Origin of the sequence: Flavobacterium sp. TAB 87, assembly GCF_001529295.1 — a bacterium.
Lineage (GTDB): Bacteria > Bacteroidota > Bacteroidia > Flavobacteriales > Flavobacteriaceae > Flavobacterium.
On the sequence record NZ_LLWK01000031.1, the window covers coordinates 34,820 to 52,497 of the forward strand.

The 17,678-nt window shown below is 32.7% G+C and carries 14 protein-coding genes; 8 read left to right on the top strand and 6 right to left on the bottom strand.

Going from position 1 to position 17,678, the window contains the following annotated elements:
• The first annotated feature begins 542 nt into the window (after window positions 1-542).
• Both AP058_RS03610 and AP058_RS03615 read left to right on the top strand, forming a co-directional pair.
• Window positions 543-1,640, top strand: a complete 1,098-nt coding sequence (locus AP058_RS03610) for an exopolyphosphatase (protein ID WP_066307002.1) — start codon at window positions 543-545, stop codon at window positions 1,638-1,640.
• Window positions 1,641-1,731: 91 nt separating this feature from the next.
• Window positions 1,732-2,106, top strand: coding sequence for a hypothetical protein (locus AP058_RS03615; RefSeq protein ID WP_066307004.1), 375 nt, complete (start codon window positions 1,732-1,734; stop codon window positions 2,104-2,106).
• Between the two features lie 364 nt (window positions 2,107-2,470).
• Here the strand turns inward: AP058_RS03615 and AP058_RS03620 are convergent, their stop codons facing one another.
• Window positions 2,471-3,733 (bottom strand): MFS transporter, encoded by a 1,263-nt coding sequence (locus tag AP058_RS03620; protein WP_066307006.1) that lies wholly within the window; start codon window positions 3,731-3,733, stop codon window positions 2,471-2,473.
• Window positions 3,714-4,283, bottom strand: a complete 570-nt coding sequence (locus AP058_RS03625; protein WP_231739501.1) for a GNAT family N-acetyltransferase — start codon at window positions 4,281-4,283, stop codon at window positions 3,714-3,716. Before AP058_RS03625 ends, AP058_RS03620 begins: the two co-directional genes overlap by 20 nt.
• Window positions 4,284-5,007: 724 nt before the next feature.
• Between AP058_RS03625 and AP058_RS03630 the strand changes: the two genes are divergently transcribed.
• From AP058_RS03630 to AP058_RS03645, 4 genes are all read left to right on the top strand, one after another.
• Complete coding sequence (locus tag AP058_RS03630; protein WP_066307008.1) at window positions 5,008-5,676, top strand: flavodoxin reductase; 669 nt, start codon at window positions 5,008-5,010, stop codon at window positions 5,674-5,676.
• 384 nt (window positions 5,677-6,060) lie between these two features.
• Complete coding sequence (locus tag AP058_RS03635; RefSeq protein ID WP_066307010.1) at window positions 6,061-6,534, top strand: hypothetical protein; 474 nt, start codon at window positions 6,061-6,063, stop codon at window positions 6,532-6,534.
• A gap of 199 nt (window positions 6,535-6,733) precedes the next feature.
• On the top strand, window positions 6,734-7,183 hold the full coding sequence (locus AP058_RS03640; protein WP_066307012.1) for a hypothetical protein: 450 nt from the start codon (window positions 6,734-6,736) through the stop codon (window positions 7,181-7,183).
• A 56-nt stretch (window positions 7,184-7,239) separates the two neighbouring features.
• The gene (locus AP058_RS03645; protein WP_066307014.1) at window positions 7,240-8,013 is read left to right on the top strand and encodes a Ku protein; all 774 of its coding nucleotides are present in this window, start codon (window positions 7,240-7,242) and stop codon (window positions 8,011-8,013) included.
• Here AP058_RS03645 and ligD read toward each other — a convergent pair.
• Window positions 8,010-10,550, bottom strand: a complete 2,541-nt coding sequence (ligD, locus tag AP058_RS03650; protein ID WP_066307015.1) for a DNA ligase D — start codon at window positions 10,548-10,550, stop codon at window positions 8,010-8,012. The two genes, AP058_RS03645 and ligD, sit on opposite strands and share 4 nt — an antisense overlap.
• A gap of 129 nt (window positions 10,551-10,679) precedes the next feature.
• Window positions 10,680-12,827 (bottom strand): catalase, encoded by a 2,148-nt coding sequence (locus AP058_RS03655; protein ID WP_066307016.1) that lies wholly within the window; start codon window positions 12,825-12,827, stop codon window positions 10,680-10,682.
• 269 nt (window positions 12,828-13,096) lie between these two features.
• Here AP058_RS03655 and AP058_RS16970 point away from each other — a divergent pair, with 269 nt between their 5' ends.
• Together AP058_RS16970 and AP058_RS03665 are read left to right on the top strand one after the other, a co-directional pair.
• Window positions 13,097-13,531, top strand: coding sequence for a transposase (locus AP058_RS16970; RefSeq protein ID WP_066307017.1), 435 nt, complete (start codon window positions 13,097-13,099; stop codon window positions 13,529-13,531).
• Window positions 13,531-14,385, top strand: coding sequence for an IS3 family transposase (locus AP058_RS03665; RefSeq protein ID WP_066307019.1), 855 nt, complete (start codon window positions 13,531-13,533; stop codon window positions 14,383-14,385). Before AP058_RS16970 ends, AP058_RS03665 begins: the two co-directional genes overlap by 1 nt.
• Before the next feature lie 98 nt (window positions 14,386-14,483).
• Here AP058_RS03665 and AP058_RS03670 read toward each other — a convergent pair whose 3' ends face one another.
• Entirely contained in the window at window positions 14,484-14,684 is a 201-nt protein-coding gene (locus AP058_RS03670; RefSeq protein WP_066307021.1) for a hypothetical protein, read from the bottom strand.
• A gap of 152 nt (window positions 14,685-14,836) precedes the next feature.
• Window positions 14,837-17,272, bottom strand: a complete 2,436-nt coding sequence (locus tag AP058_RS03675; RefSeq protein WP_066307022.1) for a PAS domain-containing protein — start codon at window positions 17,270-17,272, stop codon at window positions 14,837-14,839.
• Between the last annotated feature and the right edge of the window lie 406 nt (window positions 17,273-17,678).

Here is a 17,678-nt window from a genome sequence, read left to right on the forward strand (position 1 = left end):
TACAACTGTAATGAAGTAATCGGTAGTTATAAAATTTAATTAGCTCCATATTGCAATCTTATTCATGCATTTTCTTTATTTGTATGAAATAAACACCGGATCCTTTTGGAAAATAAAAATTCCTTTAAAGACAAACATCTTTTCGCCCTTAGTTCAGAAATTGGAATAATTTAATTTTCAAACTACCTACAGTTGAAAGTGAGCATAAACAAAATAAAATCAGTCATTTTAATTTTTCCTGCTATTTTCTCTTAACTTTTAAGAAAAAAAAAAGAAAAATCGATAATTTCAATAAATATTACATTTTAAATAAAAACATTAAAATATTTTTTACTGTTAAAATAACGAATAAAGAGCAATGAAAAAGGTTTAAATAAAAGGTTGCTAATCTTTGCAATACCATTCGCTACATTTAAATTAAAAATAATTCAATTCACTTTTAATAGCTTGAAACCTCAAAATAATCTCATAATTTTGCACTTCATTTCTACATACTTGTATATACAAGTATATTGTTAAATACCACTTTAAAACAGAATTGAATGAAAACAAAATTACTTCTAAGGACTATTTTTTATATCCTTATATTATCCTTATCCTCTACAACTGTCTTTGCACAAAAAGAACTTTACGCTGGTATTGAAATTGGAAGCAAGGGTGTCAAGATTTCGGTAATTCACGTCAGCAACATCAAAAAAGGTAATTACGATATTACTGCCTATTGGACTGAAAATGTCGGAATAGCGAAAGGAATCCAAATCGATGGCAAATTAGATCAAAAAGATATTGACAGAGCCGCAGCAGTCGTTTTCGAAAACTTAGCCAAAATTAAAAACAAATACGCCGTTGCCGATGACAATATTTTTATTGTTGGTTCTTCGGGAGTAGCTATGGCCAGTAATACCCAAGATTTAACTGCAAGAGTAAAAACACTAACAGGAAAAGATCTTGAGTTTATAGATGTAGAAACCGAAGGAAAAATGCTCTTGAAAGGCTGTATACCTCCAAAAGACTACGAAAGCGCTATGGTTTTAGACATTGGCGGTGGTAACACTAAAGGTGGTTATGTAGATACCTTAAATGACAATAAATTTGAATTCTTTCCATTGTCATTAGATTATGGTACCATAACACTAACTGAAGCAGTAAATAAAACAATCGTTAACAAGGCCGATATCGATAACATCGAAGTGTATAAAGAGAAGTCTTTTGCTTATATCTCGATGTTAAGAGAAAAAGTAGCAGCCATGTTAAACTCAAAACCAATTGTAAACCGCAAGAGAAATGTATACTTATCTGGCGGAGCACTATGGGCTTTTAATGAGTTGTACTATAATGATAGTGCAAATGATAAAAATTTAGTTCCGATGAAGCTGCGTGATGTTATGGAGTATGATGCGATACTAAAGAACAATTTTAGCAAATTCGAAACATTATCAAGAACAAACAGTAACGCTAAAAAAGTAATAGAAACGTACAGTCAGAAGCATTTAATTTCTGCCAATAACATTTTGCTTACTTGTTTAGAAACTATCCCAGACATAAAGAGTAAAAATATATATTTTGCTAAGGAGGGTCAAATAGCTTGGCTGGTTTCTTATGTTGTAGACCGTTCTAAAAAAGTAAAAATTAATTTTTAATTCCGCTTTTATCCACAACTAAACTTGCTCAAGCCTTAGCAAACTACTTAGGCTAACCTTAATTAGTAGTAATTTTTTAATATATATAAAAATGTCAGATTTTTTAAAACAATTCGGAGAGGAAATTAAAAAAAATATTCCTGGTTACATTGCAGTTGCTGTTACCGAAATTAAAAGCGGAATTTCATATTACAGTGATTCTGCAATAGCTGGATTTGATCCAGAACTTGCATCGGCTTTTAATTTAGAGGTGGTAAAAGCAAAACTTAATGCCATTAGCGCATTAGATTTAGATCAAAAAATCGATGATATTTTGATCACATTGACCAATCAAATACATATTATTGACATTTCAGAGAACAGCGAGTACTTTATTTACTTAGCAGTAGACTCTACTAAAGCAAACTTAGGTTTAACTAAGGCTTTACTTAATAAGTATAAAAAAGAGATTGCTAGTAAACTATAGTTTTAGTTTACTTTAAAATTTACCTGATTTTTTCCCAATAGATTAGTGTATATTAAAAAACCTACTTAAAATTACTAAAGTTTATTGATGCTATGCATTAATAAACTTTTTTGCTTTAATAGTGTTTCGTAAAAGTAATTGTATTGGTTTCTGCAATTGTCTACCAATTCAGAAAGTATCAAATTAGAAGCACGTTGCATACCACTGAGCAAAAAAAATTAAGCCCAATATAGATTAGGCTTAATTTTTAATGTGAAATTTTATGTCGCACTATATGCTTTTAATACAAAAATAGGCTGTTGCTTTGGAATTAAGATGAATATATAAATACGCACTTAATTGTCCTAATATTTTGATATTGGTACTAACTTTTTTCTGTAGCGAAAATAGATTGTATAATTTTAGCATTGATCTCTAACTTCTCCTTTTTAACGATGAAGACCAAGCGATACGCGATAGCAAAACCTATAAATCCTAGAAAAGCTAAAAAGATCCAATTGGTTCTGTAACCATAATTTGCAATGATTTCCATACCTGTTTTAGTACTCAAAATTTGAGCAACGCTATAACTCATGGTAAAAATAGACATGAATCTTCCTTCCTGTTTTTTACGCGATCGCTGTTTAACAAAATGGTTAGCGAACGGAAATGTAAGCATCACCCCAATTGTCATAAATACCATCATTAAAACTAGTGATACCACACTTCCTTCTACTAAAAGAAACAAATAACTTATTGCCATGGCCAAAACTCCTACCGAAACCACTGCCAAACGATCAATTTTCTTTTTTTCGACATAGGTTACAATAGGCAACTCAAACAATAAAAGTATGATCCCGTTTAAACCCAAGAACAATCCCGCTTGAAAGCTAGAAAAATTAAAACCTTCTTTATAAAATAATGATAAAGTGGTGAAAATTTGAAAAAACAAAAATCCCGTAATTAGTGTCACCACTAAGTGAATGAGAAAAGGTTTATCAGATAAAATTGAGTCAGTATCTTTTAAATGTTCAAATTTCTTTAATACATACAATAATTTCTTTTCTTTTACATAGATTGAAAACAACAAAACACTTAAAACACAAGTTAAACCATCAATTACAAACAGCATATCATAGTCTAAAAACGTGATTATAATACCTCCTATTACTGGTCCGAACATAAAACCCAAATTTACCGATGATCGAACGAGCGACAATGCTCGGGTTCTTTCTTCTTTACGGGCATAAGTATCTATAGAGATTAGCATGGCTGGTCGATACATATCTGCAACGGTAGTTAGCACTAATACGCCACAGCAAAAACTAAAAAAAGTAGTTAGAAAAGGTAAAACTAAAAATATTAAACCTGTTGAGAACAAACTAAAAACCATGATTTTATAAAAGCCAACTTGGTCTGCTAATTTGCCACTGATCCATGTTCCTAGAAAAGAACCCACACCAAAAAATACCATTACCCAACCAATTTGACCGTAAGAAAAGTGAAGTTCTTCGAGCATGTATTTAGAAAGAAATGGCACAACCATCGCTCCTGCTCTATTGATAAAAGTAGTAATGGCTAAAATTTTAATTTCAAGCGAAAACCCACTGAAATTTTTAAGATAATTTTTAAGTAATGTTTTTATCATATAATTTATTTTTATAATTTATTTTTAATTCCTGCGTCAGCTGCAGTTCGTAATAGTAATAATTGGCTATAAAGTTCATTCGTCTAAAACCAAAACTTTCGTACAGCTTGTGTGACGGATAATTATCAGCGTCTGTATTTAAGGAAATATGATTTACTTTGGTTGTCGAGGCAAAATCAATGCATTTTTCTAAAATTTCGCTTGCAATGTATTTTCTTCTACAATCTGGTTTGACATATAAATAAGAGATGTGCCAATTGTAATGGATCGCAGATAATGGATTTACTTTATAATATAAGAGTATAAAAGCAATGAATGTATCTTCGTGTTTTTTTACAAAAATTTTAGCCTTATTTCGCATCATTTTATTTTTGATAAAAAGCGCTGCATTTTGTTTGTCAAGCAGTTTATCGTCGATCAATTTCGATTCGTAAATTATATCCGACACTAAATCGAAATCTTTAAACTTTATCTCTACAATATCATCCAAATTATCCATCAAAAAAAAGCGAATTAGATTAAAAAACTGAATGAATTCAGGAGTTGACAAGACTTGAAAATAATTTTTAAAGTGATGCAAACTTATATAAAATTTTCAATAAAAAGCAATACTTTAACTTAATTATACTGAGAAAATTAGCTCTTTTTTTTAGTACGATTTCTCTTTCTAGCAGCGCCCAAAATATTCTTTTTAAAACGTGAAATGTAATCAGAATTAAGTCCTTATATAAATCAAAATAACTTCACATTTTCTAGGCTAAAATCAGACAAACAGCTATCTATTTAATCTAAATAATCTTTAGCGTTCACTTTTAAACTTCACTGTAAATTTGACGCCAACGCTAAGTGTGTTTTCATAACATTTAGTGTTAATTAGTAAAAATATCCATTTACGAAATATTTGAAATTGACGAAATCTAGTCAACAAATATTGTATCGCTCACCACTTTTCTTCTTTTTATCTACTCTACAATTATATAATAAATTATATAAAAGCAGCTACACAAAACAACAATAACAATTAAAATATCCTGATTTTCAAACAACTAAAGCTTATCTTTGATAAAATCATTATTTACGCTGAGATTGCAAATTGAATTAAACGCAATCACAATTGTGCTACAAAGCAGTAAAACTAATTGTAAAAAGAAAATACAAAAATAATATTCGACTGCTAAAATTTTTGAATTTCAACTGCATTACTATACTTAAAAATATGATGTTAAAAATTACATTACTTTAATTTTAGATCGAAAAAATAAAAAAATACTAGCATGGGAACACTTGTAAAAATTCAATATTTAGAAAAAATCACGCCCGATGTACTTCGAATTCAGTTTGAAAAACCAGAAGGATATTCATTTATCACAGGTCAAGCAGCAGATATTTCTTTTGATGAAGAAGGCTGGAAGGACAAACTCAGTTGCTTTACGTTCACCTCATTACCCGAAGATGATTTTTTAGAATTCACTATGAAAACGTATCCCGTGCACGAACGAGTAACTAATAAAATGCTTTCGGCCAAAGTTGGAGATCAACTTGTACTTGAAGAAGCTTTTGGCGACATAAAAAATGAAGGCGAAGGAATTTTTATTGCTGGTGGAGCTGGTATTACTCCATTTATTGCTATTTTAAAAGTACTAGAGAAAAGCGGAAAAATCGGGAACAGTAAATTAATTTTTGCCAACAAAACCAGTACTGACATTATTGATAAAGTATATTTTGAAAAAATATTAGATAAAAATTTTATCAATGTTCTTTCTGAAGAAAATGTAGAAGGCTACGAGCATGGTCGTATTTCTGCTGAAATAATTAAAAAATACGTGAACGGAAATGGAGATAAATACTACCTCTGCGGTCCACCACCGATGATGGAAGCTGTCGAAAAAATTTTAGCATCGCTTGGCATTACTGTAAATCAAATTATTAAAGAAGCTTTTTAAATTTACACATCAAGCATGTCAATTCTTTTTGAGGAAGCAACACCGTGTCAGTTGTATCTTTTTATAAATTTTTTGCAACCGTAACGAAAAACTGGATTTGTCGAATGTACTTACTGCTTCAATAAGCCTACAAAAACCCGACATAAAGTAGTGCTTTCATTTAAAAAGAGAATTAGATCCGTTTTGTGCTCAAAATTAAAAGACTAATTGAACGTAGAATGAACATTAAAAAAGAGTAAAACGATTTACTGGCATCTAAAGTCGAATTCGAGAATAGAATCGTACAACAGTTAAATTTACGACTCTACTTCATTCAATCTTAATTTTTTATAATTACCTTTGACACGTAAAGCACTCATAAATAAATACTTAAATAGTACTATTATGAAAACAGTATTTTTAACAATCGCTTTTTTTTCTTTGGTTTTTATATCCAAGATAGATGCACAAGACATCCTCACCGAAAATACTACACCGCCTTTTGAAGTGGCACGTACATTTGAAAAAATCTTCCCGAAAGAAATACCAAAGTGGTCGAAAGACTATGAAGGACAAGACCACGATCAACTTATTTATAGAGCAAAATTTAAAACTGCTACTTCCGAAGGTTTAGCCGTATTCGATAATGTCGGAAACTTAAAAGTGTACGAGTTTTTGATTCCGATCAAAGACATTCCAGCAAATGCAATTCGGTATCTCAACGACAATTACCTTTACTTTACAATCACTGAAGCAGCCAAAACCATCGAATCTAGTAATGTTACTACTTATGAAGTAGGAATTGTTAGAGATCACGTTTTTTATGACGTTGTTTTTGATCATGATGGTAATTTTTTAGAAATTGTAGAAAAAGACTAGTATTTGTTTTTCTGAACAGATGCTGATGTACTCAAATACGTATAAGTTTCTGTACGCTATTTTAGCTTGGCTACTCACTCCTAAACGCTTAAAAATAAAATACAACCAACTGAAAATTATATAATTGAAACGAAAGTATATATAAAAAATTTGATTGTGGAGTAGCTACTTTTAATTGAACAAAATTAAAAATCACAGTATGGAATTTTCAAATCATAGAAGCAGTACCATTGTAAACAGAGATTCACCAGATAACCAGTATTTTACAAGTACGAAGTCGCACTCTAATCCAGAATATTTTTCTAAAAAGAAAAATTCTGTAACCCAAGAGGACGAAAGTAATTCCTCCACTGCATCCAGTACCAACTCAGATACTGATCCTGTTTTAAAAGATGAAATTATTACGAACGATCAAGAGCACGATACTTATGAATCTGTTGTACTCGATTCTCCCAAAAAGACAGACCCCAATAAAAAATATGCACCTCAACCAGAAGATCCAGATCAAGACAGTACCACAGACGATGAAGATATTTATGTAGATGTAGAGCATATGCCGAGCAACACTGCCGCTGAATCTCCGATAGATGAATATTCGGGAAAAGATGTAGAAGAAAGTGATCCTATCGATAATCCTAGCTTATATTAAATTTATAGCCTTTACTATAAAAACACTCGGATTACCTAAACTATAAATTTTAATATATGAGATCAATTTGGACTGGCGCCATTAGCTTCGGACTTATTAATATTCCCGTGAAACTTTTTTCTGCGGTTCAAACTAGTACTTTGGACTTAGATATGCTGGACAAAAAAGATCATGCGAATATTAAATTTAAACGCATCAATGAAAATACGGGCAAAGAAGTTTCTTATGCTGATATTGTAAAAGGCTATAAAATCGAAGATAAATATGTGGTTTTGGATGATGAAGATTTTGAAGAAGCCGCGGCCGTAAAAAGTAAAACTATTGACATTTTGAGTTTTGCATTAGAAAAAGAAATTGACAGCTTATATTACGAACAACCGTATTATTTAGAGCCTGACAAAGGCGCAGCCAAAGCGTATGCTTTATTGCGTGATGCCATGGAGAAAACAGGCAAAGTGGGTGTGACTAGCTTTGTCATGCGAAACAAAGAAGCTTTGGCCATTTTAAAACCGTATAAAAATGTAATTGTTTTGAATAGGATTCGTTTTGAACAAGAAATACGCGATACCAAAGACTTAAAGTTACCTGCAATTTCTAAGAAAACCACAGCAAAAGAGTTGGACATGGCCAATCAGCTGGTCGAACAATTAACTGAAAAATTTGATATTTCTGCTTATAAGGACGATTACTCTAAAAATTTACTAGCAATTATTAAAAACAAATCTAAGGGAAAAAAAGCAATTGCACCTAAGTTAGAAGTTGTTCACAAACAAAATGATGACTTAATGGAAATGCTTAAAGCCAGCCTCGAAAAGAAAAAATCTTCTTAAGAATTATAATTCTTTAAAATTTCCAACATATCAATGCCAGGACCTAATACCGGCTTCCACAAATCGCCTTTTTTTTCAAATCGCTGCAATACGTTCTTAATAGTAAATTGAGAGGGAGATAATTTTACATTTACCTCGCTCCATTCTAGCGGAGTCGACACTGTAGCTCCTCTTCTAGGTCGAACAGAATAGGGAGCTGCAATAGTTTGGCCTTTTCTGTTTTGCAAGTAGTCAATGTATATTTTATGGTTTCGCTTTTTTATACTTCTCTCTAAAGTCGTGGTATCTGGTAATTTTGCTTGCACTTCACGAGCGATAAGTTGTGCAAATAATTTAACCGAATCGTACTCGTATTTTGCTCCCAAAGGAATGTAGACATGCAAACCAGTTGCGCCAGACGTTTTGCAATAACCATCAACTTCTAGTTGATCTAATACTTCTTTTACCGCTAATGCAGCTTGAACTACTTCTTTAAAATCATCTTTTTCAGGATCTAGATCGATCACCAGCCAATCTGGATTGTCGAGATTTTTGACAGTCGAATTCCATGGATTTAGGTCAATACAACCTAAATTTATCATGTACAATAATGTCTCTTTATCATTGCAAATGAGGTAGTCTATTTCGGACTTGCCCGATTCTGAAGCTATTTGTTTTGTAGTGAGCCATGAAGGGACCTTTTTTAAATCGATATCTTTTTGATAGAAGCTTGGTTGATCAATTCCATTCGGGAAGCGATTGAGCGATTCAGGACGACCCTTTAAATATGGTAAAATAAAAGACGCAACCTCATCATAGTAAGCGATAAGATCTCCTTTGGTTATATTATCTTCAGGAAAATATATTTTACTTTGATTGGTAAAAACTAATTGTTGCTTGCCGATTTTTTTCTCAAAATCATTTCTCAAAGATCGATTTGGATCTGATTTTTTTTCTATTATTTCATTTCTTTCCGTTGATTTCGCTGCTACATTTTCATGAAAAATAACTTCCTCAACATTTTTATCTGGTCGGAGTCCGCTATAAACAGGATGTCGCAATTTTCCGTCTTTAGTAAATTGTGCGAACTTTACCGAACAGACAAATTTTGGTTCTACCCATTGAATCTTTTCACGCAGCGCAATTTTTTTGATAATTGGAGAATCAGTTACGAAAAAAGGCAGAAATTGTTCGTGCAATTCATGTAGATTTTGTTCAGTAAATCCTGTTCCGCACTTACCAATGTAAGTTAATCTTCCGTCTTTATACTGTGCCAAGAGTAAAGCACCAAAATGACTACGAGAATTCTTAGGTTCTGTAATTCCAATAATTACGGCTTCTTCTTGCTGCACTACTTTAATTTTAAGCCAATCGTTGCTCCGCTTTGATATATGATAGTTACCATTGGCTTTTTTGGCCATTATACCTTCCGCATTTAAGTTCTCGGCTTGTTCAAACGCAGCGATTCCTTCTTCATGAATGTGCTCTGAATAAAATACTGTAGAAAGATTTGATTTTGAAAGTAAGTTTTCTAAAAGCTCTTTCCGCTGTAGTAAGGTAAAATTTGTAATGTCGTTTTCATCTAGGTTTAGCATGTCAAATACATAATATTTCAATTTACCTTTGCCCGTTTTCATATAGTTTTGAAGTAATTCAAAGTCAGATTGACCATGTTCATTTTCTACAACCACTTCTCCATCCAAAACAACATCATGATTTAACTTTTTTAAGTCATCAGTTACCGATTGAAAGTCAGTCGTAAACGATTGCTCATTTCGACTGTACAATTGAACTTCGTGATTCTTAATAACAGCAATAGTTCTGTATCCATCGTATTTATTTTCAAAGATCCAATCGGCATCATCAAAAGATTTTTTTGCTGCGGTTGCCAACATTGGACTTTGAAAAGCCACTGGACTTTTATTGTAATGATCCGCTACTTTTGTTGACTTAACACGAGCTTCTGATCGCTTTTCCTGTTCGCTATTTGCCGTCACTGCTTCTAAAGTAAGACCTGAAATAGCAGAAATATCATTTGTTAGAATATCGGTATCGGTTGCAAAAGAATCTTGCTTTTTAAGTAACAACCAGGCATTTTCTTGCTTTCCTTTTAGTTTAACCAATGAAAAAGCACCTTTCAATTTTGTACCGTGTAACGTAAAACTCAAATGACCTTTCTTTAGATCTTCCGTTAGTTTTTGTTCGCTAGTTTTGTTCTGACCTTCATCAATAGATTCATACGTTCCGGTATCCCAAACAATAACATTTCCAGCACCATAATTCCCTTTCGGAATAGTACCTTCAAAATCTTTGTAACTGTACGGGTGATCTTCAACCATCATAGCCAAACGTTTTATAGTAGGATCTAGTGATGGTCCTTTTGGAACGGCCCAACTTTTTAAAACACCCTCAAGTTCTAGCCTAAAATCATAATGCAGATGAGATGCCGCATGTTTTTGAACTACAAAAATCAACTGATCTGATGAACTTTCGAGTTTACCTTTCGGTTCGGATGTATGTTTAAAATCGCGCTTTTGATTGTATTTTTCTAAAGACATAATTCTATTGTATCATTTTCATTAGTATTTTTGTGTCTTTTCCCAAATAAAAAAATCATTCCACCAGCTGAACGATTAAAAGTACAGCTGATGTCATGATTCTAAATCTTCAAAACTATAAAACTTATTTTATAGTTCTTTCTCTCTTTCCCAAAAACGGTGTTTACCAAGCATTTTTATAAAATTTTGAGCTAAACTTTTGTCTCCTGCTTGATCTGAAAGTAGTATTCCTTCGTCCGCTTTTTTATCACTCGGTTTTGCATGAGTTCCATCGAGAACTGATGCTCCTTGACCTTCTGCAGCAATAAATTTGCAATGTTTAAAAGAATCGTTGATAAATTCTTTTACTTCATCCATGTTATTTAATTCTGATATTCCTTCGCCTGCTGGCACAAATACGCCATCAAATAAAACAGAAGCCGCAATTAAATAACTTTGATCTACAGGAATCTCAGTTCCATCCGAACATACAATTGTACCTAAATGTGGCGCTACAATTTTAACTACTGCACCGGCCGCTTCTAGGCTCGCACGCATGTTCATTATCGACTCCATAGCAACGCCGTCGGCACATAGAAAGGCAATTTGACGCGTTTCTATCGTATCAGACAATGTTTTGTTTTTCAACATACTTAACGCATCCGAACTTTTAATTTTTTGCTCCACTTTAGTCGGTTCTTGGCTGTTATCCGTATCTGCTCCTACTCCGTGATTCATTGGCTTTTCTGGAGTTAGGGGCACTGACAATCCCAAACCTTTGGCTACTTTTGCGGCCAGACTTTTGTCAACCTGAGAAAGTAAACCAAGCATTCGCTCTCGTATCGCTACGGTTTCTACTTTACCCAATTCAAAACGCAAGGCTTTGATAATATGATTTTGTTCAACGGGAGTTTGACTGTTATAAAATAAAGTAGCTTGGCCAAAATGATCTGTAAAACTTGTGCTTCTAGCTCTCACTTTTTTAGCATCGATCCGCTCATTAAAACTACTAAAACCTCCTTCGTCTATTTTAGCTTGAAACGGGCAACCACCACCCAAAGAGTTTGGATGATACGCAACGCGGCCTTTGCTTATTTCTTGTCGCATGTGACCGTCACGTTGATTGTTATGCGTCGGTGCAATGCTTCGGTTAATCGGAATTTCATGGAAATTTGGACTACCTAATCTAGATAATTGAGTATCGGTATAAGAGAATAGTCGTCCTTGCAGTAAAGGATCGTTTGTAAAATCGATTCCCGGAACTACATGCCCAGGGTGAAAGGCCACTTGCTCTGTTTCTGCAAAAAAATTATCTGGATTTCTGTTTAAAACCATTTTACCAATTATGGTGACGGGCACCAATTCTTCTGGAATTAGTTTGGTTGGATCCAGTAAATCAAAATCAAATTTATGTTCATCTGCCTCTGGAATTATTTGAACCCCAAGTTCCCATTCAGGGAAGTTTCCGTTATCAATTGCTTCCCATAAATCTTGCTTGTGAAAGTCAGAATTTTTTCCTGAAATTTTCTGTGCTTCATCCCAAACTACAGCGTGTGTTCCTAATTTTGGTTTCCAGTGGAATTTGACAAAATGAGATTCATTGGCACTGTTGATAAAACGAAAGGTATGGACTCCAAAACCTTCCATCATTCGTAAACTTCTAGGAATAGCGCGATCACTCATTATCCACATAATCATGTGCATCGACTCTGGCATGAGCGAAATAAAATCCCAAAATGTATCGTGGGCCGAAGCGGCTTGCGGAATTTCATTATGAGGTTCCGCTTTTACGGCATGCACCAAGTCAGGAAATTTCATGGCATCTTGAATAAAGAAGACCGGCATATTATTTCCTACCAAGTCATAATTACCTTGTTGCGTATAAAATTTAATCGCAAAACCACGAACATCACGAGCCAAATCGGTCGAGCCACGCGAACCTGCCACTGTCGAAATTCGAATAAAAATGGGCGTTTTTACCGAAGTATCTGTAAGAAATTCTGCTTTGGTGTATTTTTCCATGGATTGATACAATTCAAAATAACCATGCGCTGCAGATCCTCGAGCGTGAACAATTCTTTCTGGAATGCGTTCGTGATCAAAATGAGTAATTTTTTCTCGAAGAATAAAGTCCTCCAGTAATGAAGATCCTCTTTCGCCAGATTTTAAAGAATTATTATCGTCATTAATTTTAACTCCCTGATTAGTCGTTAAAAATTGATCGGTACCATCAGACGTGTTTCTGTTTAAGTCCTGAATTTTTGCATCAGAACTGTCCTTCGGAATTTCATTTTTCATTGTGATACTACTTTAAATTAAAAAAAATTTGATTTTACCACCCAAATTTAAAAAATCACAACTGCTTTATTATTACACAATTACGGTGTAAATTTCATTTTTTTCCATATCTACAACTATCGTTCTTTTTCAATTAAACTATTATAAATAAAGTACATCCTATTTTGAAAGGAGAATTTAATAAAAAACCCGTAATGCATACACATTACAGGTTTTATAATTAATAAAATGTCCCGTCCTGAAATAGCGATACACAAAAATGTATCCCTATGGAAAACCTAGAAGTAAGTCGCTATTTAAAGCGAACCCAAAAAGACTATTCAATGTCTTTTAAATTACAAATTGTTCAAGAAATTGAACAAGGACAACTCACAGCTACAGAGGCTACAAAGAAATATGGGATTCAATGTAGAAAAACCATTGTTAATTGGCGTAGAAAATTTGGTAACTTTGATTGGGAAAATCAGACACCTTTGAATATGCCCAAATCACCCGAACACAAGATAATGGAACTTGAGGCTCAAGTCAAATTATTAGAAAAACAGAAAGCCCTTCTAGAGCGACAAGCTTATGTAGCCGACAAGAAAGCTATCATTTTTGATATGATGATTGATATTGCAGAAAAAGAATATCAAATTGACATACGAAAAAACTCATCACCCGAACAATCAATCATTTTAAAGAACAACAAAATCAAACAGTAATGTTTGCCTGTACTTTGTTTGGGGTAGATAGACAGGTTTATTATCGGAAAATAAAAAGAAGAACAGTTAGACAATCTAATGCTATAAAAGTGGTTTCTATGGTTTTAGAAATCAGACAAACTATGCCTAGAATTGGGAGTAAAAAGTTATATTTTCTTTTAAATAACGAATTAAAAGAACTAAAAATAGGTAGGGATAAGTTTATTAACATGCTTAGAGCCAATCATTTATTAATAGCACCTAAACGTTCCTATCATATAACAACGAACTCTCATCATCGATTCAGGAAACATCAAAACCAAATTCTAGATTTACAAATACAGCGGCCAGAACAAGTCTGGGTATCGGACATCACATATATTGGAAAAAGAGACAATCCATATTATTTAAGCCTAGTAACTGATGCATATTCAAAAAAAATAATGGGCTTTAATGTGGCTGATAATATGAACACAAAAAGCACTTTGGTTGCTTTAGAAAATGCAGTAAAGCACAGAAAAGACAAGGACTTATCATTAATACATCATTCAGATAGAGGTTTACAATATTGTGCTATTGAATATCAAAAACTACTCAACAAAAGTGAAATAAAATGTAGTATGACACAAAATTCAGATCCTTACGAAAATGCTGTGGCAGAAAGAATAAATGGTATTTTAAAGCAAGAATTTAATATTGATAAACACAACCAAAGCTTGCCTATAATAAAAGAAGTTGTTGAAATTTACAACAATAAAAGACCCCATTATTCTAATTTTATGCTTACGCCTAATCAAATGCATGTGCAAAATCAAATTAAAATGAGAACTTATAAAACCAAAAACAGTAGTAAGCTTTTGCTCACTACTGTTTAATAATTTGTATATTTATTTTATTAATCCTGTATCGTTTTTTTAGGACTAGACAAAAGAATACAAATTTATACTCTAATTTAAAACTTTATCCTCTCAATTTATGGTTGAATCACCGTTGTTGCCGTATCAATAATAGTACTGTCTTGCACTACGTAAATACTATCTGCATCACTTTCTGATGAGTTAATATCATAATCAGTAGTTGTTGTTGGTTCAACTGTATCTTTATCTTTGCAAGAAACAATAGTACCCATCGCCAACGCTAATACTCCAATTTTTATTTTAAGTACTGTTTTCATAATAATTAATTTTAAGTTATTTACTTTTCAAATTTACGCGTTGACTACAAAAATATTTTATATGTTTTTTTAAATATCTTATACAATACCTCCATAATCTAGATTGTATGAAATTTAAGTCAGTAAATAGCAATGATTTGAATATAGTTTGATTACTTGAATAACGAATTTCTATTGTCAATTGCTGTCGAAACATCAATATTGAGTTTAGTACTCTTTCGTTTCTGTTGGTAATTTCGATTGAGTTCGTGAATAAATTTGTCCATTTCTAATGCAATAAGGTTCAACTTAGTAGAAGAATCTTTGAGTTCATTCGGATTAAAATAATTTTCCATAAGTAATTTAGTCATACCGATCATAGAACAAAGCGGCCTGCGAATGACATGACCGATATCGAATATAATTTGTTCGATAGACGTGATATAATCAACCAGATCAGTAATATCGCTTGTTGCACCATACCAAATGATTTTGCCGTTTACATCTTTTTCAGGAATTGCCTGCAGCCATCGCCACCTACTATGACCATTTACCACTAACCTAAACTGTATACTAATTGCTGCTTGCGTATGAAAGGCGTCTTTCATCGTATTGTCAAACTTAACTCTATCATCGTCGTGTATTAAATTTATAAGTTTTTCAGGAGCTTTTAAAAGTTCGTGGGTTTCAAACGGATGGTTAAAAAGATCTGTTCCTTTATTATTAAAAATCATGATACAATTACCACTTTCTTCGATTTCAAACATATAGGTATTGCCAGGAACTTGACTGGTGATTTTTCTCATCAGTTGTTCACTTTCCCTAATTTTTTGTTCTGATTTGACGCGGTCTGAAATATCAATATGAGTTCCGAGCGTAATACTGGTAACGTTGCCGTTACTGTCTTTAAGTTTTTTGGCACGCGACCAAATCCAAACCCATTTCCCGTTTTCATGCTTTAATCTAAAAATATTTTCGTAAAAACCAGTTGAATCACCTTTAATAAAATCCTCAAAAGTCTGTACTGCCTTTTCCTTATCTTCAGGATGCAATTTATCAATCCAATCTGTATTAATTCCTTGCGGCAACGTCATATCAGGTCGATCGATACCGAGTAAAGAAAAATATTGTTTGCTATACCAAACTTGATTATTCTCAAAATTGTATTCCCAAGCACCAGTATTTGAAACGTTAATGATCGATTTATAACGTTCTTGACTAATTCTAAAATTCTCTAATACCTCTTTTAATTCGGTGATATTATGATTGATGCAAATGTATTTACATACTTTTCCTTCTTGGTTTGAAATAGGAACTATTGTAGAATCAATCCAGTAAAAACTTCCATCTTTTGCTTTGTTTCTAAATTCTCCTCTAAAGATTTCCCCTTTTCTTATTGTATCCTTTACTTCCTGAAACTTTTTGGTGGAATGAAAATCAGTTGATAACATTTTGTAGTTCTTACCAATTAGCTCTGAACAATTGTACTTACTAATTCTAGCAAAATTTTCGTTCACATAAGAAAAATCGCCACCAACTTCTGTAACGCATACCATAGAAGCGCTATCGAGCGCTTTTTTATAATCATTAAGCTCCGTCGTACACTCTTTATGTTTGGCATAGACCGTAAGCATAGCTAGTAATTCGTTTAAAAACAACTCTTCTTCTTCTAAAAGTGACTCTTCGTCAAGTTCTTGTCTTGGTTTTAAATAGTCTATCTCGATACGAATTGCAACACCCTTTACTGACTCTACCTCGGCATGAACAGCATGGTTCGATGATCGGAAATTGGAGGTTTTGTAGCATGCTTTTCCAATGTTCAGTTGTGCCGCAATTTTATGTGGATGCTGGTAGGATTGAGCTATAGTATCTATCACTTGTTGGTAAACGATCGGAGAAGAAAACTCGTCTTTGTGCAAAATACGACTCACTGCATAAAGTGTTTCTGCGCGTTTAACTTTAGTTTGCAGTTCGGCAATAGCTACTTCTTTTACTTTTAACTCTTGCGCGAATCCCGTAATTTTCTGTTGAAGAATACTGTCGCTACTATTTTTATCCTGACTTTTATAATACCACAGTATAAAAATAGTACTGAGTATAATTGTAAACTCAATCCATCCAACGAGAGGATAATTTAAAACAATTGGAGAAGCGAAATAAGTAAAGCTGTCTAAATAAGGTTTTGTAAAGCTTGAAATTAAAACTAGAACTAATAATGTTATTCCGCCTTTCCATCCCAATAAAAATAATGCAGTTAAAACCACACTTATCTGTATGAATAAATTTGGAGCTATAGATACACCGATTAAATAGCCGGAAAAAGCAATAAAGAGCCACAATGCGATAGAAAGAGACCAGTTGGCTAGTCGTAATTTACCTAAGCTTATTAAAACAAATAGAAAGGTCGAGACAATGACCAAAAAACTTAGAAAGGTGACCCATCTTAACCATAGATCAGGAAATAAGTAAAACCCTCTAACAAAAAAAGAGACAAATAAAACCAACCAAACTATGAGTACTGTTTTGGTTGCATACTTTTTAGTACTGCTGAAACTAGAATAGTCAAATAATTTAAGCCCGCCTTTTGTACCTTTTCTCTCCTCCTGCATTAGTTAAAATTTAGTAATTAATTTTTACTGTATGTTTTGTTGGCACATAAATACTTTCAGTAAAAAACGATAATATCTTGAATGAAACACAGAAAGTCTGATTTTCTTATAAAATTTGATAGCTCATATAATTACGAGATTAGTAAATATACAAAAATATTTAAAAAACTCAGATATCGGAAAACGAAAAAATAGCTATAAAAATGATAAAACTATATTCTTTTATACTAAAACTTAAATTTTAATAAATCCTGAACCTAAAAACGTATAAATAAATAATTACATAAAATGCACTATTTCATTTAAGCTAGTATTTGATTTAATGCAAAAACCTTTAGCAAGTACGCTAAAGGTTTTTTTAATTTTTGTTTTAAAATAAAATATAGAAGTCGCTTAGTATAAATAT